Below are 16,619 nucleotides of genomic sequence, written 5' to 3'. Positions count from 1 at the left end.
CAATTTTATGGGGCATAGGCTTTTAATTAGCATTGCCAACGTAAGTAATCACAATTTCTACGCGCCTATCAAACTCTGGGTCGCCTCCCAAAGGAAACTTACGTCGCATGCCTAAATGCCGCATACGTTTTTTATCCACGCCTTTTTTGGCAAAATAATCGTAAACATACTTGGCCCGTGCTTCCGATAGGTTACGTTTTTTTGTTTTTCTATCAACGGCATCACGCGTAAATTGGGTACAGCACACATGCCCTTGAACGGTAAAATAAATATCGTCGCGCTCTACCAAAGCTTTGGCAATATTTTCTAAAGTCTTTTTAGAACCTGGTGTTACTGTGGCATAGCCCGTTTTGAACAAAATATTCTTAAAAATGATTTTATCGCCCACAGCGCTTTCATTTATTAAATCTATTTCGGTTTTTTCCTTGATTTTTTCAGGCGTTACTTCGGCCACCTCTACTTTTTCGGGTTTTGGTGGTTTGGGTTTCACTATAATTTCAACCTTTCGGTTCAACCCTCTAATTTTCAAAAGGTCTTTTTCTTCAACTACTTTTAAAAGAATTTTACCCTTACCATCAACGTTAGAAATCAGGTCTTCACTAATCTCGTTATTGGCAAAGATGGCTTTTATGGCGTCAGCACGTTGTTGCGAAAGTTTTAAGTTGTAAGTATCGGCGCCACGGTCATCGCAAAAACCGAAAATAGCAATCGATTCAATTTCTACATCCGAGATGTTCGAAATGAATAACAACAATCGGTTTTCTTCAGTTGGAGGTACCACGAATTTATCGGTATCAAAATAAACTTCGTGTGTTAAATCTTTTTGCGAAAAGGCCATTACACCGTTAAAAGTCAATAATATCAATACCAATAATTTACGCATAGTAGGATTTAGAATAGATGGATAAATATACTATTTTTAATCGAAAACCATCGTAAAAGCCTATAAACAGGGCTTTTTTTAGGACGATTGAACAAAAACACTATAGCCGTAAATACCCGTTGTAAGTGGATAGGTTACCTAAAATATCTGTGGCTTTTTTAATTTCGGGGTTATGGGTTTTGTAATATTCGTAAAGCCCTTCGCGGTACACGTAGCGTTTTACGATTTCTTCGGTAAGCAGTTTCAGTAAAAAATCTTTGTTTTCGTCAATCACACTTTTTTTCGATTGCTCTAAATTTGAAATCAAAGCGTTGTAGTTGTTTTCGATATCGTCGTTCAATTCTTCTTTTTTAGCCGTTTCGAATGCTTTTTTTAATGCTTTTTCGGTATCGGTTTCAAATGAAAAATTATTGGATTTTAGGAAACTTTTAAACTCCGAAAAATCCTGATTATTAAGATTGAACCCATCTATATTTTCGATGTTGTGGTTGTAATAATAGTTTGTAGCAAAATCGAAAATCAAGTTGTTATTGACAATAGCGGTGGTAATGGGCGAGGTTTTGTAAGTACCCATAGGCACGTCGGGATACACGCCGCCGCCATCAAAAACCTTTCGTCCGTTTTTGGTTTTAAACTCGTGATAATTTTTTTGGTCGATTTTAACGGCCTCGCCTTTTTCGTTCCTATTCCAATAATCTAAAGCCTGAATACAGCGTCCCGAAGGTGTGTAATATCTAGAAATGGTAATTTTTACTTGGGTGCCATAAGTCAGCTCTTTTGGGCGTTGCACCAAACCTTTACCAAAGCTGCGGGAGCCCACGATTACGGCACGGTCTAAATCTTGTAAAGCACCCGAGACGATTTCGCTGGCCGAGGCGCTTTTTTCGTCAATTAAAATAACCAAAGGCATTTCGGTATCAATGGGATCACGTTGGGTGAGGTAAGTACGGTTGTACTTTTTAACCTTCGATTTTGTGGTTACCACCAATTGCCCTTTCGGAACAAACAGATTAACAATGTTAATGGCTTCATTTACTAATCCACCGGGGTTTCCGCGTAAATCCAAAATCATTTTTTTGGCGCCTTGGGCCTTTAAATCGCGAAGGGCGTAATTGGTTTCCTCGAAGGCTTTTTGACTAAAACGGCTCAATACAATATAGCCCGTTTTATCATTAATCATTGAAAAATACGGCACGGCCTTAATCTCCACTTCCGCGCGGTTTATGGTAGCCGTTTGGGTTTTGCCTTGGCGTTTAAAAGTCACTTCAACCGAAGAACCTGACGTACCTTTTAGTAAATCGCCAGCACTTTCTTTATAATTGGCCACAACGGTGTTGCCCACCTTTATAATTTCGTCTCCAGCCTTTAAGCCCGCTTTGTCGGCAGGATAATCTTTGTAAGGCTCAACCACAATCAATTTATCTTTTAAAGTCTGAATTTTAGCCCCAATACCCGTATAATCGCCGGTGTTGTTAATTCTTGCCGCTTCAACATCCTGCTCGTTCATAAAATTGGTGTACGGATCCAGGTCTTCCAACATACTTTTTATGGCAGTGTCCATTAAATCGGCCGGATTGGTATCATCAACATAATTCATGTTGAGTTCCTTAAACAGCGTGGTGAAAATTTCAATCTGTTTCGCGATTTCAAAAAAATCATTTTTAAAAGCGGTAGTGCTGAAAAAAACAACTCCAGCCAGAATAGGGATTATGATTCTTTTCTTTAATATGAGTTTCATCTATTTGAATTTTTTAACAACTTATTTTTTAGGTGTTTGTTGGTGTTGCTCTGGCAGTTATCAAAATGTTTTGACTATTCCCTACCAAAAGCCCATTATGATTTTTTACTCTTATTTATCCATTTTCTTAAAAAGAAAATTCCGATGATGAGAATGATAATAAACGGCCAAATATGTAAAATTCCCAAGAAAAATAAGGAAATTCCGTTGAAGCCGGATTTTATGGCATTCCACATTTTGGTGCCGTACGATTTGGCTACCGGCGCTTCAGAAGTGAGTTTATAAAATTCAATTTCCAAAGTGCTTAGCGATACTTGGTTTTGAAGGTAATTCAAGCGGCCTTGTTTGGCTTCAATTTCTTCTCTGATGGTTGAAAGTTCGCGTTCTATTTCTAAAATTTCCTTGACGTTTTTAGCTTTGTCCAATAATTCCAAATAGCGATTTTCCAACTGTTTTTTGGCCTTTAATCGGGCTTCCAAATCAATGAATTCTTCGGTGACATCTTTTGCAGAAACACGTTTTTCATCAAAATACGATACGTTTTGGCTAACGGCATCTAAAGCATCCTGAAAGTTTATAGTGGGAATTCTTATAACCAACCGACGGGTAATTCTATTAAACGCATTGTTAGAATTATCATCTTGAATAAAACCTTTGTTCGCTTGAACCACATTTTTAATGTCGAGGTAGGTTTTATCTAAATCTCGTGTTTCAAACCGCAGAAATGAGGTTTTAATGATTTTTTGAGCCGTTGATTCAGAAGGAACCGCCATATCATTATCAACAGTAGCCATTTCTTCAACACTGTGCATTACCTCAGATTCAGTATGCACCACCGATGTATTCTCGCTTGATGGTCCTTTAGAGCACATCAAAGGAAACAAAAGCACTAAAACATAAGATAGTAGTTTCATAACAGATTTTTTACTGGCTTTCCTCCGAAATTTTGTTTAAAAATTTAGTAAACAACTGGTTCATTCGTTTTTCAACTTGATCAAAAGAGGGTTTTTCTTTGCCAATGTACAAAATCATAAACGCGTGAGGCGTTGTTAAATTGTTAAAATACTGGCCTTTATTTAGTCTGTAAGCTTCTCGAAGGAAACGTTTTATGCGATTTCTAGCCACAGCAGTTTTAAAGTTTCGCTTACTTACCGAAACACCGGTTTTAGCCATAACATCATCATCAAAAGTAGTGCCCAAATAGACCAATCGCAAGGGAAATGCCGATACCGATTTACCCTCGGTAAACAGTTGGTCTATTAGTTTTTTGCTTTTTAGCTTTTCTTTTTTGCCGTAGGTGAATTTCAATGCGCTGATTTTATTGCCAAAGGTAGCAAAATATAAAAAGCGTTTTTTAATAAGAATTTCGATTTGGTGGAAGGAATTATCTTTTCACGGTATGCTTAGCCACAGTAAACGTTTTTCCAGCTACGTTGGCCAGCCAACCCAAATGGGCCTTGGGGTCTTTGGCGAGGGCTTTTAAAATATCAGTAGTAGTTTTAGCCAATTGCGTACCATCCTTTAAAAATTGAGAGGGATGTTCTATATTTTTCAATAGGTATGAATTGGTATCATAGCCCGCTTGCATAATTATTTTCAAAATAAATTCGGCATCCAAAGCTTTGTAGGAAGGGTAGGTACCCTCAAAAATTCCAGCAACGGTGCCTGCAAATTTTTGGTCTTCCTTACAACGGCCAATCAATATTTTTAAGAATGACATCCAAATGGGTTCCAAACTTTTATTTTTTCCAAATTGAACAAGCAAATTTGAAAGTGAAAAATCGTATTCCAATTCGTTTTCGATGGTTTTTTGATAAGGTATTAACGCTTCAACACTAAAATCGTTGATTTTTGAACATTCCTTTATGGTTTCGGAAGCCCACCGCGCACTCAAAACTGCATATTGTATACCATCACCGCTAAGTGGATTGATTAGTCCTGCAGCCTCGCCCACCAACATAGCTCGGTTTGAAACCACTGGATTTTTTGGGTCATAAAATGTTATGGGCCAACCTTGAACTTTTTCCGTTGCCGTACCGTTACCCAGTCGTTTTTTTAAATCGGCGTTGGTGTCAATAAAATTTGAAAAGCATTTTCGAACCTCCGAAACTTGTTTCGGGCACGTTTTAAATACCATCGCCATACCCACATTGGCATCGTGTTCCCCTTTCGGAAAAAGCCAATAAATCCCAGGGAAATTCTCTTTGTTGAAATACACATCCACACGGTTTCTTGGACCATTTACATTTTTATAATACGAACGAAGCCCCAGCAGTTGATAAGCCGGGTCGGGGGAGTTGCCACGTAATTGTCTTGCCACTATCGACCTGCTACCATCGGCACCAACAATAAGTTTTGAGGTAATTTGCTGTTCCGAAGCGCCAACTTTGTATGTAGTGCTTACTTTCAGATTGGTAACCTTAAAATCCGTAACCCGAGCCCCTTCAATAAAAGTCGCTCCGGCCGATTTTGCTGCATTGTAAATCATAAAATCCAGTTCAATTCTCGGTATAATCCGTGCATGAAAAGGCAATTCATCGGGCTTTTCCAATTCGATAAAGGTTTGATCATTTTCCATAAACAGTCCCACTTTTTCAATGGTATTAGCCTTTTTAAAAGTATCGGTTTCGGTAATGCCCATATCGTGGAGTTCCTTAAGCGCAATGGGACTCACACCATCGCCGCAAACCTTGTCCCTTGGGAAACGTTCGGCTTCGATAACCACCGTTTTTATGTTCGCTTTTGAAAGATGATAAGCCAGCGAACTCCCCGCAGGGCCGCCGCCAACAATAAGCACATCGCAATCTACCGCTATGTTTTGCCTAATATGAATCATCTTCAATAATCTCTGTTTATCATGTACAAAATGATGGTTTCCAGAAAGGCTTTATCTTCAGAATCCTTCAAATGTGAAAAATGGGTGTAAAATTCTTTTAAAGCTGCGCCGGCCAAATATTGACTTGTTTTTTTGGCATGGATGATGGATTCGTATTTATGCATCAGCTCCAAAATGTGTTTGGCATCGGTCATGGTTCTTTCCAAAACGGGTGTGCCCAAATAGTTTTGTATCAACGATTTTTCGTTTTTTGAACATTCTGAAAGCAGATGAATGAGCATCAATGTGCGCTTGCCTTCAATAATATCGCCACCTATTTCTTTTCCGTAGGCACTCTCTTCTCCCACTAAATTGAGAACATCGTCCTGAATCTGAAAAGCAGCACCCATAAAATAACCCAATCGATTAAAATTATCGGGGTTCACGTTGCCTTTGCTCCCAATAAGCGCACCGATGCGTATGGGCTGAATGCAAGTGTACCAACAGGTTTTTTTAAGAATCATGCGCAGATAATCGCTTTCCGAAAGGTCGCAGCGGTTATCCTGTCGCCAACCCAATTCGAGGGCTTGTCCTTCGGCCGATTCGGTAATAAGATGATGGATTTCCAAAAAAATGCGTTGCGCCAATTTTTCACCCAAAAGGGTTTTGTTGTGCCAAAGCGGAAAAAGGCTCAAGGCATTCATCATATCGCCTACGTTTATCGCTATGGCCCTGCTGTGGGTGGTGTGCATCGTGGGTTTGTTGCGGCGCGAGAGGCTTTCGTCTTCCACATCGTCGTGGATTAGGAAGGCATTGTGAAGCATTTCGAGGGTAACGGCGCTAAATTTAGCCTGACTTAATGGTCCGCCATGTGCACCACAACTGGCCATGCACAACCCCGGCCGGAAGCCTTTTCCGCCACGGTTGGGATAATCCAAAACCAAATCGTACAAATATTTTTTGGGCTCTTTTTCGGGTACAAACGCATGGATGCCACGGAGGGTTTCAGCACCGTAGAATTTTAATTTCGATTTCATTTCCGAAACATCCATCGTAGCGTGTTTTTTGAAATTTTAGTACTTCAATCCACAATTTCCAAAACCAAAAGAATCCTAATTTTTGGATTGTTTATATCGGTTAAAAAAGCGTTGTAATGCCCAACGGTACTGTTTTTTGGAAGATTTATGGTAATGTTAATGTCCTTTTCTTCCTGGGGTTTTAGTTGTACCGTTTTGGGCTCTATTTTAATGGCTCGAAGTCCTATTTTTAGTGAACCACTGCCTAAAAAATCCGATTTTCTGAGTTCTATGGTAGTGGTTTCGTTTTCCGAATCATTGAACAAACTCAAATTAAGCGTTGTGGTTTCCCCTGCTTTTAAAGGATGTTCGGGTTCCAGAAAAATAATATCGCCATTTGATGGTTTTGAGGAACTTTTTGAAGCGGACTTATTTTTTTTTGAAGTTGAATTCGTTTCGTTTTTCAAAGCTTCAAGAACCTCGTTCATTTGGCTGGTAATGGAAGCAAAGCCATCAATCACTAAATCGAGTACTTCGTGCGAATCGCGCCTAATGCGGTTCATCAAGGCATCGGGGTTGCTCCTCAGTTCGTCAACATCAATCAGTTTTTTTTCAATGTTTTTGGCAGCCAAAATACCCGCGGCTATTTCTTCCTCTAAAATATTAACGGCAGAATTAACGATGTTCTGCGCTTTGTTCACCACGCGGTCGGGGTCTATCCACGATTCGTTTTTATCCTTTTTCGATTCGCCAGCACCCGATGCGTTTTTTTTGCTATTTTTTCGATTTGGCATTGGTGGTTTTGGTTTGTGGGGGTTGCACATTGAGGTGGATTCTGAAAAATGAAGGCTCGTAGCCTACCACCGACGCATTGCTGAAATACATATTGGGCGGTGTGTTTTTTGGAATCCGCAAGGTGATTTTTACCGTGCTGGACTCACCCGGCTTTTGGGTGAATTTTTGCGGACTGAATGTAGTTTTGATACTAGGAAATTCTTCGGATGCGCTGTTTATAAAAATGGAATTGGTGAGTTGGCATTCGGCAGTTTCGGTTTTGGTGTTTTCCAAAACAAATTCCAAAGTCACGCTTGAACCCGCTTCAGCATTGGCCGACAGTTCAAAAGCTGGTTCAGTTACCATTTCATTTTCATTGTTTTCACCATTTAAAAATGAATCCACCATCCCCAAACCCAATTGCATGGCGTGGTTATAATATTCTAAATTCAATTGGGCAAACGCCTTAAACGCCTTGTTGTACTGTTCGGGCTTAAAAACAAACAGGTTGCTCGACTTGTTGGGCTGTTTGCTCCATTGGTTCAGTAGATTTAAACTTTGGTTCATGTATTTTTTATTCAGTTCCAAAGTTTGCTTAAACAAGGTTTCCAAAGGCTGATTGTCGGTTGTTTTGGTCATTTTTTAAGTGTTTTGGCGGTCGCGGTTTTGTTGGGGTTCGCAGTAAAAGTGCGATTGCCAACTTTGCCATTTCAACTTGAATTTTTTCTCTTCATGCGGCGTTGCCGTTGTGGCATGGTGGTCGGCCACATTAACGGTCAAACAAATATTTTGGTTGTATTCCTTTTCGCGGAGCACAATTTCTGCGGAATATGTGCCATTACTAAAATTGGCTAAATCGAGTACTAATAATACGCGCTCGGAATCATGCGGTTGAAGCGACACACTGTTTTTGTTCAACTTGGGTTGCGAAGGTGCTAACGTGCCATCCTGGTCGGTCAATTCCCGAATGCCTACTTGATAGGTTTTGGCTGAGCTACAGTTGTTTTTTACCGTAAAAGGAATCATAATGCGCTCTCCAGCCATAGCTTTTCTATCGATGGAAGCAATGCAGTGTGGCGGGCATTTTTCTTTTGGCGCACAGCAATCCTCGTTATTCATAATGGCTTTAAGAGGGTTCAAAGCACTTTTGCCCAACTGCCCCATTTGTTCACTAACAGGGGCGTTGTTGCCTATCATATTTTCTAACATGGTGCCGTAAAATTGTATTGACATGTCCGAAAGGGTTTGGATATTTTCCATAACGGCATCGCTAAACACGTTCGATTTTAGTTTTCTGTTTTCCATGGCTTAGGTGATTTTAGATTCTTGGTGCGATTTAATAACAAACGATAATTCTTGGTCCCAAAACCGAACGTTCAAATCGTAGTCGTTATCGGCTTGGGCTTCCTTCGGCATCACAAAAGAAAACGTAACAAGCATCTGCTTGCCGGGTTTTATTATTTGTCCGGCCTCGGCAATTTTGGCGTTGGCCCAATTGGGCAATTGTTCTTTGATGTGTTGCGTAATTTGGTCCATGGTCGCGTTAAAACCATTGGCTTTTCTATCTCTTACTCCAAAACCAAAGGCGCGGCACAGCATATCCATATCGAGAGCTGCCACGTGTTTAGGATTGGGGATTTGAAAATCGAGGTTGCCCCTGTTTAAAACGGTAAAACTAACGCTGTGTTTTGTGCCCGGAGCAGTAGCCTGAAGCGTAAATTCGTTGGGTTGCACAGCGATGTTGATACTAGGCTGAACCACCAACTGAACTTGTTTTTTTTTGCCCTTAATTTCAATGAATTGATGATAAGTGCCCGGTGGTGTTTCTGGAGGAAGGCTGACCGTGAGCGACTGTAATTTGGTTTCGCCGGCACGCAGTTTGGTGTTTATATAAAGTGAAATATCACTTAGTTTGTTTAAACTTTTGCTGGTAGTGGGTTTTAGACCTATGTACCGAATTCGGGTGTTGGTTTTATTGGTGTTGCGCAACTGTACCGTACCGCTCAACCGTGTAGGTGCACCATTCAAAATAATGGTTTCATCTCCAAAATCGATATTTTCAATTGTAGCATTGGGTACTTTGGTCATCATGGCGTTTGTTTTTTGGTGTCGGTTTCTCGAATGTCACTCCTTTTCGGGAAGGGTCGGGTGTCGGGTTGGCAACAATCGTCTTCGCAAAGTTCAGCCGATGTAGGTACGTAAGGTTCGGTAATAATTTGCCCTTCGCCGCTAGTGCAGATACTAAAAAATTCTACGCCCATCATTTTAAAACAAATGTTGGTGTAATTCGGTATACGCACGCGATGTTTCATCAAATCTTTGATGTCTTGCAAGGTGAACCGAGGCAGATTTAAAATTTCCATTTTATTGTCGGTTGCCACGGGTTCTTTTGCATCTCCGGTAAGTTTTAGTGTATTGGTAGTATTCAGGTTGCCGCTGATAATGTTTTGCACACTTCCGGAAAGTGCCGTTGCAATTTGTCCGGAGTGCCGGGCATCCATGCCACCCGATAATTCGGTGTCCACATCAAAAGGCGCATCGGGGTGAATGGTATGGTGGTAATTGGTAGGAATTCTTGGCGTACTCATAGCGTGAAGAAATTTACAGTTAGCCCCTTAAAGGTAGTAAAAATTTCACGATAATTGAACGTAAATATTTAAATTTTAGATAGTTGTGTTTTTTGAATGGACGTTGATACGTAATAATTGAATATGTTTTATCGTTTACCAAGTGTTTTCCCAGTCTTTCCAAACGGGTTCCAAACCATTATTTTGAAGCATTTCTGCAATGGTTTCCGTGGGGCGTTCGTCTGAAATTTCAAACTGCTCCAACGATTGTGGTTTTACCACATAACCACCGGGGTTGGTTTTCGATTCGGCACTCATGGAGGTAATGCCCAAATGGACAATATGATTTCTGAAGGTTTCACTCTCGCGGGTACTCATGGAAAGTTCCACATCTTCATCCAATAACCGGAAGGCACAGATGGTTTGTGCCAAATCGCTGTCGGTCATTTCTACTTTAGGTTCCAATCCACCGGAATGAGGACGCAACCTCGGAAACGAAATGGAATACTTGGTTTTCCAATATTTTTTTTGGAGGTATTTTAAATGCAAAGCCGTAAAAAAACTATCGGCACGCCAGTCTTCCAAACCAAACAATGCGCCCAATCCTATTTTGTGAACACCAGCCCTGCCCAATCTGTCGGGAGTTTCCAATCGGTAGTTAAAATTCGATTTTTTCCCTTTCGGGTGATGTTTTTTATACTCTGCCCTGTTGTAGGTTTCTTGATACACCAAAACGGCATATAAGTTGGCTTCAATCAGCTCTTCGTATTCATTTTGGTCCAATGGCTGGACTTCAATAGTAATATTAGAAAACTGTTCGTTAATCAGTTTAATCGAATTTTTAATGTAAGGAACTCCAACCGTTTTGTTGGCTTCACCGGTAACCAACAAAATATGGTCGTAGCCTTTATTTTTTAAAAAGGCAACTTCTTTTAAAATTTCGGCATCGGTAAGAGTGCGGCGCGGAATTTTATTCGTCATACTAAATCCGCAATACGTACAAATGTTTTGGCATTCGTTGCTTAAATACATAGGTACGTACATTTGTATGGTATTGCCAAAGCGCTTTTTGGTAATACTTTGGCTCAGTTGGGCCATTCGCTCTAAATAGGGTTTGGCTGCTGGTGAAACGAGGGCCTTAAAATCTTCTAAATCGCGTTTGGTTTTAGCTAAAGCATGCTCTACATCTTGTGCCGTTTTGGAGTTGATACTAGACAAGGTTTCGTCCCAATTGTAGGTATCGAGAATGTTTGTGAAACTACTTTTTATTGGATTTTGAATATTGGTTTTCATATTTTATGCGAAATTCTTTTTTGAATTGGGAACTTCAATTATGAGATTACTTCAGTCGTACCTCCTTCGTAATGAGGTATGGTTATTTTAAAAAACTGGTTAACGGGCTACTGGCTTCGGCGTGGGTTTTTACGGAAGCCAATTTGGCGTTGTAGGCCATTCTTCCTGCTTGAACGGCCATTTTGAAGGCTTTCGCCATGTTGGTAGGGTTTTGCGAAACGGCAATGGCGGTATTGACCAAAACGGCATCGGCACCCAGTTCCATGGCAAAGGCGGCGTGCGACGGGCTACCAATACCAGCATCCACAATTACGGGAACGTTGCTTTGCTCGATAATAATTTCTAAAAAGTCTAGGGTTTTCAATCCTTTGTTGGTGCCAATTGGTGCGCCCAATGGCATAACACACTGTGCTCCCACTTCTTCCAAACGTTTGCACAACACGGGGTCGGCATGAATGTAGGGCATCACCACAAAGCCTAATTTTACCAGTTCTTCGGCTGCTTTTAAGGTTTCAATGGGGTCGGGCAACAAATATTTGGGGTCGGGATGGATTTCCAATTTTACCCAGTTGGTATCCAAAGCCTCACGGGCCAATTGCGCCGCAAACACCGCTTCTTTGGCATTTCGAACGCCCGAGGTATTGGGCAATAGATTGACGTGGGGCTGCATGATGCTTTTCAGCATTTTATCCTTACTGTTGTTGGCGTCAACACGTTTTAGAGCCACCGTAACCAACTCACTTTCCGAAGCGAGAATGGCTTCTGTCATTAGTTGGTTGGAACTGAATTTTCCAGTGCCAGTAAATAATCTCGATTGAAATGTTTTATCTGTTATTTTTAGTAAATCGTTCATATTAAAAAGTATGGCGTTGCTCTTGGGTGGCCGATGCGCCCAAAAGTTTGTTAATATTTGAAATGTTGTTGAAATCTTGTGTAATGGCTCCAGACATGGCAATACCGTGAACACCGGTTTTTAAAAGCTCAGGAATGTCGGCTTCATTTATTCCTCCAATGGCAATAATAGGCGTACTGCTTTTTAAGGTGTCGAGAATAGCTTGATAGCCTTCCAAGCCCAAAATAGGGCTCAAATTAGCTTTGGTTTTAGTAAACCGATACGGCCCCAAGCCAACATAATCGACGTTTTTGGCGATTAGGTTTTCGCAGTCTTCAAGGGTATTTGCCGTTCCACCAATTAAGTACCATTTACCTAAATATTCACGGGCTTCGGCGGGGCAGGTATCGGTTTTTCCCAAATGCACACCGTCTGCTTTTATAACTTTAGCAATTTTATAATGGTCGTTTATAATCAACCGCGTTTGAAAATGTGCCGTAATTTCCCGAGCTTGTTCTGCGGTTTTTAAAATGATATCTTCGGAATAATTTTTTAATCGAAGTTGCACCAATTCGGCACCGTAGGTACAGGCTTTTTGGACGTTTTTAAGATGGGCTTCCGGAGAATCTCCTTGTGATATATAATGAAGCTTTGCTATTTGCATGTTGCTAATGTTTTAATTGATAATTGTGATGACCGAGTAAACCCGAATTCGAATTTAAAAACTGCTCGGTGTAATATTTGGCGTGTTGGGCAGCGTCTTCCAAAGGTATTTCTAAAGCTAAATTGGAGGCCAGGGCAGACGACAATACACAACCGCTGCCGTGCTTTTCTGAAACTTTTTCAACACTTGGTGGGATATTGATCTTTACAATTTTACTGTGGTACAATGCGTCCCAGCCTGGTTTATCAGTTCTGTGTCCACCTTTTAAATAAATTTGGGTTTTGGTTGAAATGTGTTCAAGAGTCGTTTCTATATCTTTTTCTGGGTAAAGGGATTGAATTTCATCGTAATTAGGGGTGATAATAAAACACCTGTCCCAAATACTATCTAACAACTGTTGATTTTCTGAAGTATGAAAATCGAACCCGGCGCTGGCCTTAAAAATAGGATCTAAAACGATTTTTATATCAGGGTTGAGGTGGTTTAACTGTTTTAAGATACTTAGCAAAACGTCCCAAGATTCAACAATGCCAATTTTCACTACTGAAATTTGAAACCGTTGAAAAAGCACATCAATTTGGTCTGAAATAACTTCGGGTTTTACCCAATCGCAAGTTTTAAAATCCACATCGTTTTGAACCGTAATGGCTGTACAAACCGATAAACCGTACAAACCATGTGTCTCAAATGTTTTGATATCTGAAGTGAGTCCCGCACCACCCGAGGGGTCGTGGCCTGCAATGGTTAATATATATGTTTTATCGTTTTGCATATGTTGTTATGTTGAATTGTCAGGCTGAGCGGAGTCGAAGCTTTGTTTCAGCATTTCATAATTTTTATAATCTGTTTAGAAAACTTATCAATACAATTCCTCATGCTTCGGAATCACTCGAAGTGATGTTTCATCGTTTTAAAATCCTGCACAGGCGTTTCACTCTGCCAAATACCGCCTAAAACACCAACGCCTTGGTAACCCAGTTTTGTGAATTCCGACAGGTTTTTGGTGGTCACTCCGCCCATTCCAATGATGGGTTTGTTGATGTGGTTAACATCAAAACCACGGCCTCTGTAACCTTTTTTTGAAATGGATGAAAACACCGGGCTCAATAAATGATAGTCGAACTCGAACTCACACGCCATCAATTCTTCGGTACAATGAAACGAACTGCTCATACAGATGCTTTGGTTATTCCTGATGCTTTGAAGAGTGTCCAAAGAAACTTCGCGTCGTTTGGCCTCCTGAAAATGAATGCCTTTTAAGTTATAATCGTTTATCAATTTATGATGTTGATGTACCACAATTCTGTTGTGAAAACGTTTATCAATTTGGTTTAAATACTCGCCGTGCGATTGATAGTTTTTATGTGGCTTCCGTAAATGAAAATACTCTAAACCAGCTTCGAAAAGCTGATTTAGAATAGAAATTTCATTTTTTATGTCCTGCTCGGGAGCGATTAAAACTACCATATTTTTAATGACGTCACTTCGAGTGAATTTTAGGATTGGAATGACTAAAATTTTTATCGAGAAGTATTCTTATTTATGTTTCTTGGTTGGGCACTTCTCGATACAATTCCTCATACTTCGGAATCACTCGAAGTGACGTAACGTTTTTGAAATTCTACAAATAAACCTCCGAACCTTTTTCCTTAAACTCTTGCGATTTCTCTTCCATGCCTTTTTTGATGACTTCATTTTCAACAATATCGTTTTCCTTAGCAAAATCGCGGACTTCCTGAGAAATTTTCATCGAACAGAATTTTGGTCCGCACATTGAGCAGAAATGTGCAATTTTAGCACCAGCAGCCGGCAAGGTTTCGTCATGATATTCGCGAGCCAATTCGGGGTCTAAACCTAAATTAAACTGGTCTTCCCATCTGAACTCGAAACGTGCTTTACTCAAAGCGTTGTCACGATGTTGTGCTCCCGGGTGGCCTTTGGCTAAATCGGCTGCATGGGCGGCTAATTTATAGGTAACTACGCCGGTGCGAACATCGTCTTTATTAGGTAGACCTAAGTGTTCTTTCGGGGTTACGTAGCATAACATGGCGCAACCGTACCAACCAATCATTGCGGCCCCAATTCCAGAGGTAATGTGGTCGTAACCCGGCGCGATATCGGTGGTTAAAGGGCCTAAAGTGTAAAATGGGGCTTCGTCGCAAACCTCAATTTGCTTTTCCATATTTTCTTTAATCATGTGCATGGGCACGTGTCCGGGGCCTTCAATAAAACACTGTACTTCGTGTTTACGGGCTATTTGGGTTAACTCGCCTAAAGTTTCCAATTCGGCAAATTGGGCTTCGTCGTTGGCATCGGCCACCGAACCTGGGCGCAGACCATCACCCAAAGAAAAGGCGACATCGTATTGTTTCAATATTTCGCAAATCTCTTCAAAATGCGTGTACAAGAAACTTTCTTTATGATGTGCCAAACACCATTTCGCCATGATGGAACCACCGCGGGAAACAATGCCAGTAACGCGCTTTGCCGTCATAGGCACATAACGTAACAGTACACCGGCGTGAATGGTAAAATAATCCACCCCTTGTTCGGCTTGTTCTATAAGCGTATCACGGAAAATTTCCCAAGTTAAATCTTCGGCAACGCCGTTTACTTTTTCCAAAGCTTGGTAAATAGGCACAGTTCCCACAGGAACAGGTGAATTACGGATAATCCACTCGCGGGTTTCATGAATATTCTGTCCAGTGGATAAATCCATGATATTATCGGCACCCCAACGGCAAGCCCAAACGGCTTTTTCAACCTCTTCTTCAATCGATGAAGTGGTGGCAGAGTTACCAATATTAGCGTTTATTTTCACTAAGAAATTGCGACCTAAAATCATAGGTTCGGCTTCGGGGTGATTGATGTTTGAAGGAATAACGGCGCGCCCACGGGCCACTTCTTCACGGACAAATTCCGGAGTTATTTTTTTCGGAATGGCCGCCCCAAAATTTTGCCCCGGGTGCTGTTTGGCGATTTCGGTCATTTCATCAATGCGCTGGTTTTCACGAATGGCGATGTATTCCATTTCAGGCGTAATAATGCCTTTTTTGGCGTAGTGCAATTGCGTAACATTTTTACCTTTTTTAGCGCGTAACGGCTTTTTTAGGTGGGCAAAACGCATGTGGTCTAAACTTTTATCGTTTAAACGCTCGTTACAATATTTTGAAGAAAAAGCATCCAATTGCTCCACATCGCCACGATCTAAAATCCATGGCTCACGGATGCGTTCAATACCGTTATGCACATTAATTTCTTTGTTCGGGTCGGTGTAAGGCCCAGAAGTATCGTAAACGGTAACCGGTTCGTTGGGTGTTAATTTTCCCGTGAAGGTATCTTTGGTGTCACTCAAAGAAATCTCTCGCATGGCCACTTTAATTTGTGGATGGATTTTTCCTTGAACGTAAATCTTTTTTGAATTGGGAAAAGGCTGTCTGGTAATTTGTTCCTGCTTAGGTGCGGTGTCTTTATTTTTCATGGGTATTCCGAATTTTATGATTTTGTGGAAGAATTAAAAGGCTTGTTTTGGATTTATCCGCCTTGTGTGGCTTGGATAATTAAAATAGAATCGCCGTTTTGAAACGTTTGTTCGCTCCAATGCTCTTTTGAAATAATATTTTGGTTTACGGCAACGGCAATGCCTATTTGTGGATAGTTTTCCTGAGTCAATAATTGCGAAACATTAACGGTTTCGTCAATATTAACCTCACGTTCGTTAAGGTGAATAGTTATCATTTACAATATGTTTAAATATTGTAAACCAAGGGAATAGCATGTGCTTTGAAAAAAACACCCAGAAAGTGGTGTTTACGAAAAGATGTGTTAGAACGCATTGCAGCAATCTATTCAACTTTTCCCTTCGGCGGTACTAACCGCATCAGGTTCAAAGGGTATGTCTCAGTTCTATTTTTAGAACACCCCTAAAGTTTACGTGGCTAAATTAATAAAAATTAAATGATTGACCATAGATTTAGAGCGAAGAAGGTTCTCAATAGTATTTTAGCCCTACGTCGGCAAGCAATCAAAATTCACTC

At 40.7% G+C, this 16,619-nt stretch carries 18 protein-coding genes and 1 riboswitch; all 18 genes read right to left on the bottom strand.

The genetic code is table 11. The features are described from left to right. Positions 1-22: 22 nt before the first annotated feature. A complete protein-coding gene (locus ABI125_01105; GenBank protein XCF06470.1) occupies positions 23-883 on the bottom strand; it encodes an OmpA family protein in 861 nt (286 codons plus the stop codon). 100 nt (positions 884-983) lie between these two features. Further along, positions 984-2,621, bottom strand: coding sequence for a S41 family peptidase (locus ABI125_01100; GenBank protein ID XCF06469.1), 1,638 nt, complete (start codon positions 2,619-2,621; stop codon positions 984-986). 95 nt (positions 2,622-2,716) lie between these two features. Continuing rightward, positions 2,717-3,535 carry a DUF4349 domain-containing protein gene (locus ABI125_01095; GenBank protein ID XCF06468.1) on the bottom strand — a complete coding sequence of 273 codons (819 nt, stop codon included), beginning with the start codon at positions 3,533-3,535 and terminating at the stop codon, positions 2,717-2,719. A gap of 10 nt (positions 3,536-3,545) precedes the next feature. Then, positions 3,546-3,929, bottom strand: coding sequence for a ribonuclease P protein component (rnpA, locus tag ABI125_01090; protein XCF06467.1), 384 nt, complete (start codon positions 3,927-3,929; stop codon positions 3,546-3,548). A 76-nt stretch (positions 3,930-4,005) separates the two neighbouring features. Further along, on the bottom strand, positions 4,006-5,457 hold the full coding sequence (locus ABI125_01085; protein XCF06466.1) for a geranylgeranyl reductase family protein: 1,452 nt from the start codon (positions 5,455-5,457) through the stop codon (positions 4,006-4,008). Between the two features lie 2 nt (positions 5,458-5,459). Further along, on the bottom strand, positions 5,460-6,488 hold the full coding sequence (locus ABI125_01080) for a polyprenyl synthetase family protein (GenBank protein ID XCF06465.1): 1,029 nt from the start codon (positions 6,486-6,488) through the stop codon (positions 5,460-5,462). 29 nt (positions 6,489-6,517) lie between these two features. Beyond that, positions 6,518-7,246 (bottom strand): hypothetical protein, encoded by a 729-nt coding sequence (locus ABI125_01075; GenBank protein ID XCF06464.1) that lies wholly within the window; start codon positions 7,244-7,246, stop codon positions 6,518-6,520. Beyond that, complete coding sequence (locus ABI125_01070; GenBank protein XCF06463.1) at positions 7,227-7,865, bottom strand: hypothetical protein; 639 nt, start codon at positions 7,863-7,865, stop codon at positions 7,227-7,229. Before ABI125_01070 ends, ABI125_01075 begins: the two co-directional genes overlap by 20 nt. A 3-nt stretch (positions 7,866-7,868) precedes the next feature. Further along, complete coding sequence (locus ABI125_01065) at positions 7,869-8,531, bottom strand: hypothetical protein (GenBank protein XCF06462.1); 663 nt, start codon at positions 8,529-8,531, stop codon at positions 7,869-7,871. Positions 8,532-8,534: 3 nt separating this feature from the next. Further along, entirely contained in the window at positions 8,535-9,317 is a 783-nt protein-coding gene (locus ABI125_01060) for a hypothetical protein (GenBank protein ID XCF06461.1), read from the bottom strand. Then, positions 9,314-9,814: a hypothetical protein gene (locus ABI125_01055; protein ID XCF06460.1), complete on the bottom strand. Its 501-nt coding sequence runs from the start codon at positions 9,812-9,814 to the stop codon at positions 9,314-9,316. The genes ABI125_01060 and ABI125_01055 overlap by 4 nt, the downstream gene beginning before the upstream one ends. 135 nt (positions 9,815-9,949) lie before the next feature. Then, positions 9,950-11,086, bottom strand: coding sequence for a 2-iminoacetate synthase ThiH (gene thiH, locus ABI125_01050; protein XCF06459.1), 1,137 nt, complete (start codon positions 11,084-11,086; stop codon positions 9,950-9,952). Between the two features lie 82 nt (positions 11,087-11,168). Continuing rightward, complete coding sequence (locus ABI125_01045) at positions 11,169-11,939, bottom strand: thiazole synthase (GenBank protein XCF06458.1); 771 nt, start codon at positions 11,937-11,939, stop codon at positions 11,169-11,171. 1 nt (position 11,940) lies between these two features. After that, positions 11,941-12,582 (bottom strand): thiamine phosphate synthase, encoded by a 642-nt coding sequence (gene thiE, locus ABI125_01040; GenBank protein XCF06457.1) that lies wholly within the window; start codon positions 12,580-12,582, stop codon positions 11,941-11,943. 4 nt (positions 12,583-12,586) lie between these two features. After that, the gene (locus ABI125_01035) at positions 12,587-13,354 is read right to left on the bottom strand and encodes a hydroxymethylpyrimidine/phosphomethylpyrimidine kinase (protein XCF06456.1); all 768 of its coding nucleotides are present in this window, start codon (positions 13,352-13,354) and stop codon (positions 12,587-12,589) included. Between the two features lie 113 nt (positions 13,355-13,467). Continuing rightward, positions 13,468-14,049 carry a thiamine phosphate synthase gene (locus ABI125_01030; GenBank protein ID XCF06455.1) on the bottom strand — a complete coding sequence of 194 codons (582 nt, stop codon included), beginning with the start codon at positions 14,047-14,049 and terminating at the stop codon, positions 13,468-13,470. Positions 14,050-14,203: 154 nt separating this feature from the next. Continuing rightward, positions 14,204-16,063, bottom strand: a complete 1,860-nt coding sequence (gene thiC / locus ABI125_01025) for a phosphomethylpyrimidine synthase ThiC (GenBank protein ID XCF06454.1) — start codon at positions 16,061-16,063, stop codon at positions 14,204-14,206. Between the two features lie 53 nt (positions 16,064-16,116). Further along, the gene (gene thiS / locus ABI125_01020; GenBank protein XCF06453.1) at positions 16,117-16,320 is read right to left on the bottom strand and encodes a sulfur carrier protein ThiS; all 204 of its coding nucleotides are present in this window, start codon (positions 16,318-16,320) and stop codon (positions 16,117-16,119) included. A 102-nt stretch (positions 16,321-16,422) separates the two neighbouring features. Beyond that, positions 16,423-16,517, bottom strand: a riboswitch (TPP riboswitch). Between the last annotated feature and the right edge of the window lie 102 nt (positions 16,518-16,619).

The sequence above is a fragment of the Tamlana crocina genome (assembly GCA_040429635.1).
GTDB lineage: Bacteria > Bacteroidota > Bacteroidia > Flavobacteriales > Flavobacteriaceae > Flavisericum > Flavisericum crocinum.
This window is presented reverse-complemented; position numbering and strand designations above follow the sequence as displayed.

Excerpts from the sequence above, each read along its gene's own strand:
- ABI125_01105 (XCF06470.1), bottom strand. The coding sequence starts at position 883 with ATGCGTAAATTATTGGTATTGATATTATTGACTTTTAACGGTGTAATG.
- ABI125_01100 (XCF06469.1), bottom strand. The coding sequence starts at position 2,621 with ATGAAACTCATATTAAAGAAAAGAATCATAATCCCTATTCTGGCTGGA.
- ABI125_01095 (XCF06468.1), bottom strand. The coding sequence starts at position 3,535 with ATGAAACTACTATCTTATGTTTTAGTGCTTTTGTTTCCTTTGATGTGC.
- ABI125_01085 (XCF06466.1), bottom strand. The coding sequence starts at position 5,457 with ATGATTCATATTAGGCAAAACATAGCGGTAGATTGCGATGTGCTTATT.
- ABI125_01080 (XCF06465.1), bottom strand. The coding sequence starts at position 6,488 with ATGGATGTTTCGGAAATGAAATCGAAATTAAAATTCTACGGTGCTGAA.
- ABI125_01075 (XCF06464.1), bottom strand. The coding sequence starts at position 7,246 with ATGCCAAATCGAAAAAATAGCAAAAAAAACGCATCGGGTGCTGGCGAA.
- ABI125_01070 (XCF06463.1), bottom strand. The coding sequence starts at position 7,865 with ATGACCAAAACAACCGACAATCAGCCTTTGGAAACCTTGTTTAAGCAA.
- ABI125_01065 (XCF06462.1), bottom strand. The coding sequence starts at position 8,531 with ATGGAAAACAGAAAACTAAAATCGAACGTGTTTAGCGATGCCGTTATG.
- ABI125_01060 (XCF06461.1), bottom strand. The coding sequence starts at position 9,317 with ATGATGACCAAAGTACCCAATGCTACAATTGAAAATATCGATTTTGGA.
- ABI125_01055 (XCF06460.1), bottom strand. The coding sequence starts at position 9,814 with ATGAGTACGCCAAGAATTCCTACCAATTACCACCATACCATTCACCCC.
- thiH (XCF06459.1), bottom strand. The coding sequence starts at position 11,086 with ATGAAAACCAATATTCAAAATCCAATAAAAAGTAGTTTCACAAACATT.
- ABI125_01045 (XCF06458.1), bottom strand. The coding sequence starts at position 11,939 with ATGAACGATTTACTAAAAATAACAGATAAAACATTTCAATCGAGATTA.
- thiE (XCF06457.1), bottom strand. The coding sequence starts at position 12,582 with ATGCAAATAGCAAAGCTTCATTATATATCACAAGGAGATTCTCCGGAA.
- ABI125_01035 (XCF06456.1), bottom strand. The coding sequence starts at position 13,354 with ATGCAAAACGATAAAACATATATATTAACCATTGCAGGCCACGACCCC.
- ABI125_01030 (XCF06455.1), bottom strand. The coding sequence starts at position 14,049 with ATGGTAGTTTTAATCGCTCCCGAGCAGGACATAAAAAATGAAATTTCT.
- thiC (XCF06454.1), bottom strand. The coding sequence starts at position 16,063 with ATGAAAAATAAAGACACCGCACCTAAGCAGGAACAAATTACCAGACAG.
- thiS (XCF06453.1), bottom strand. The coding sequence starts at position 16,320 with ATGATAACTATTCACCTTAACGAACGTGAGGTTAATATTGACGAAACC.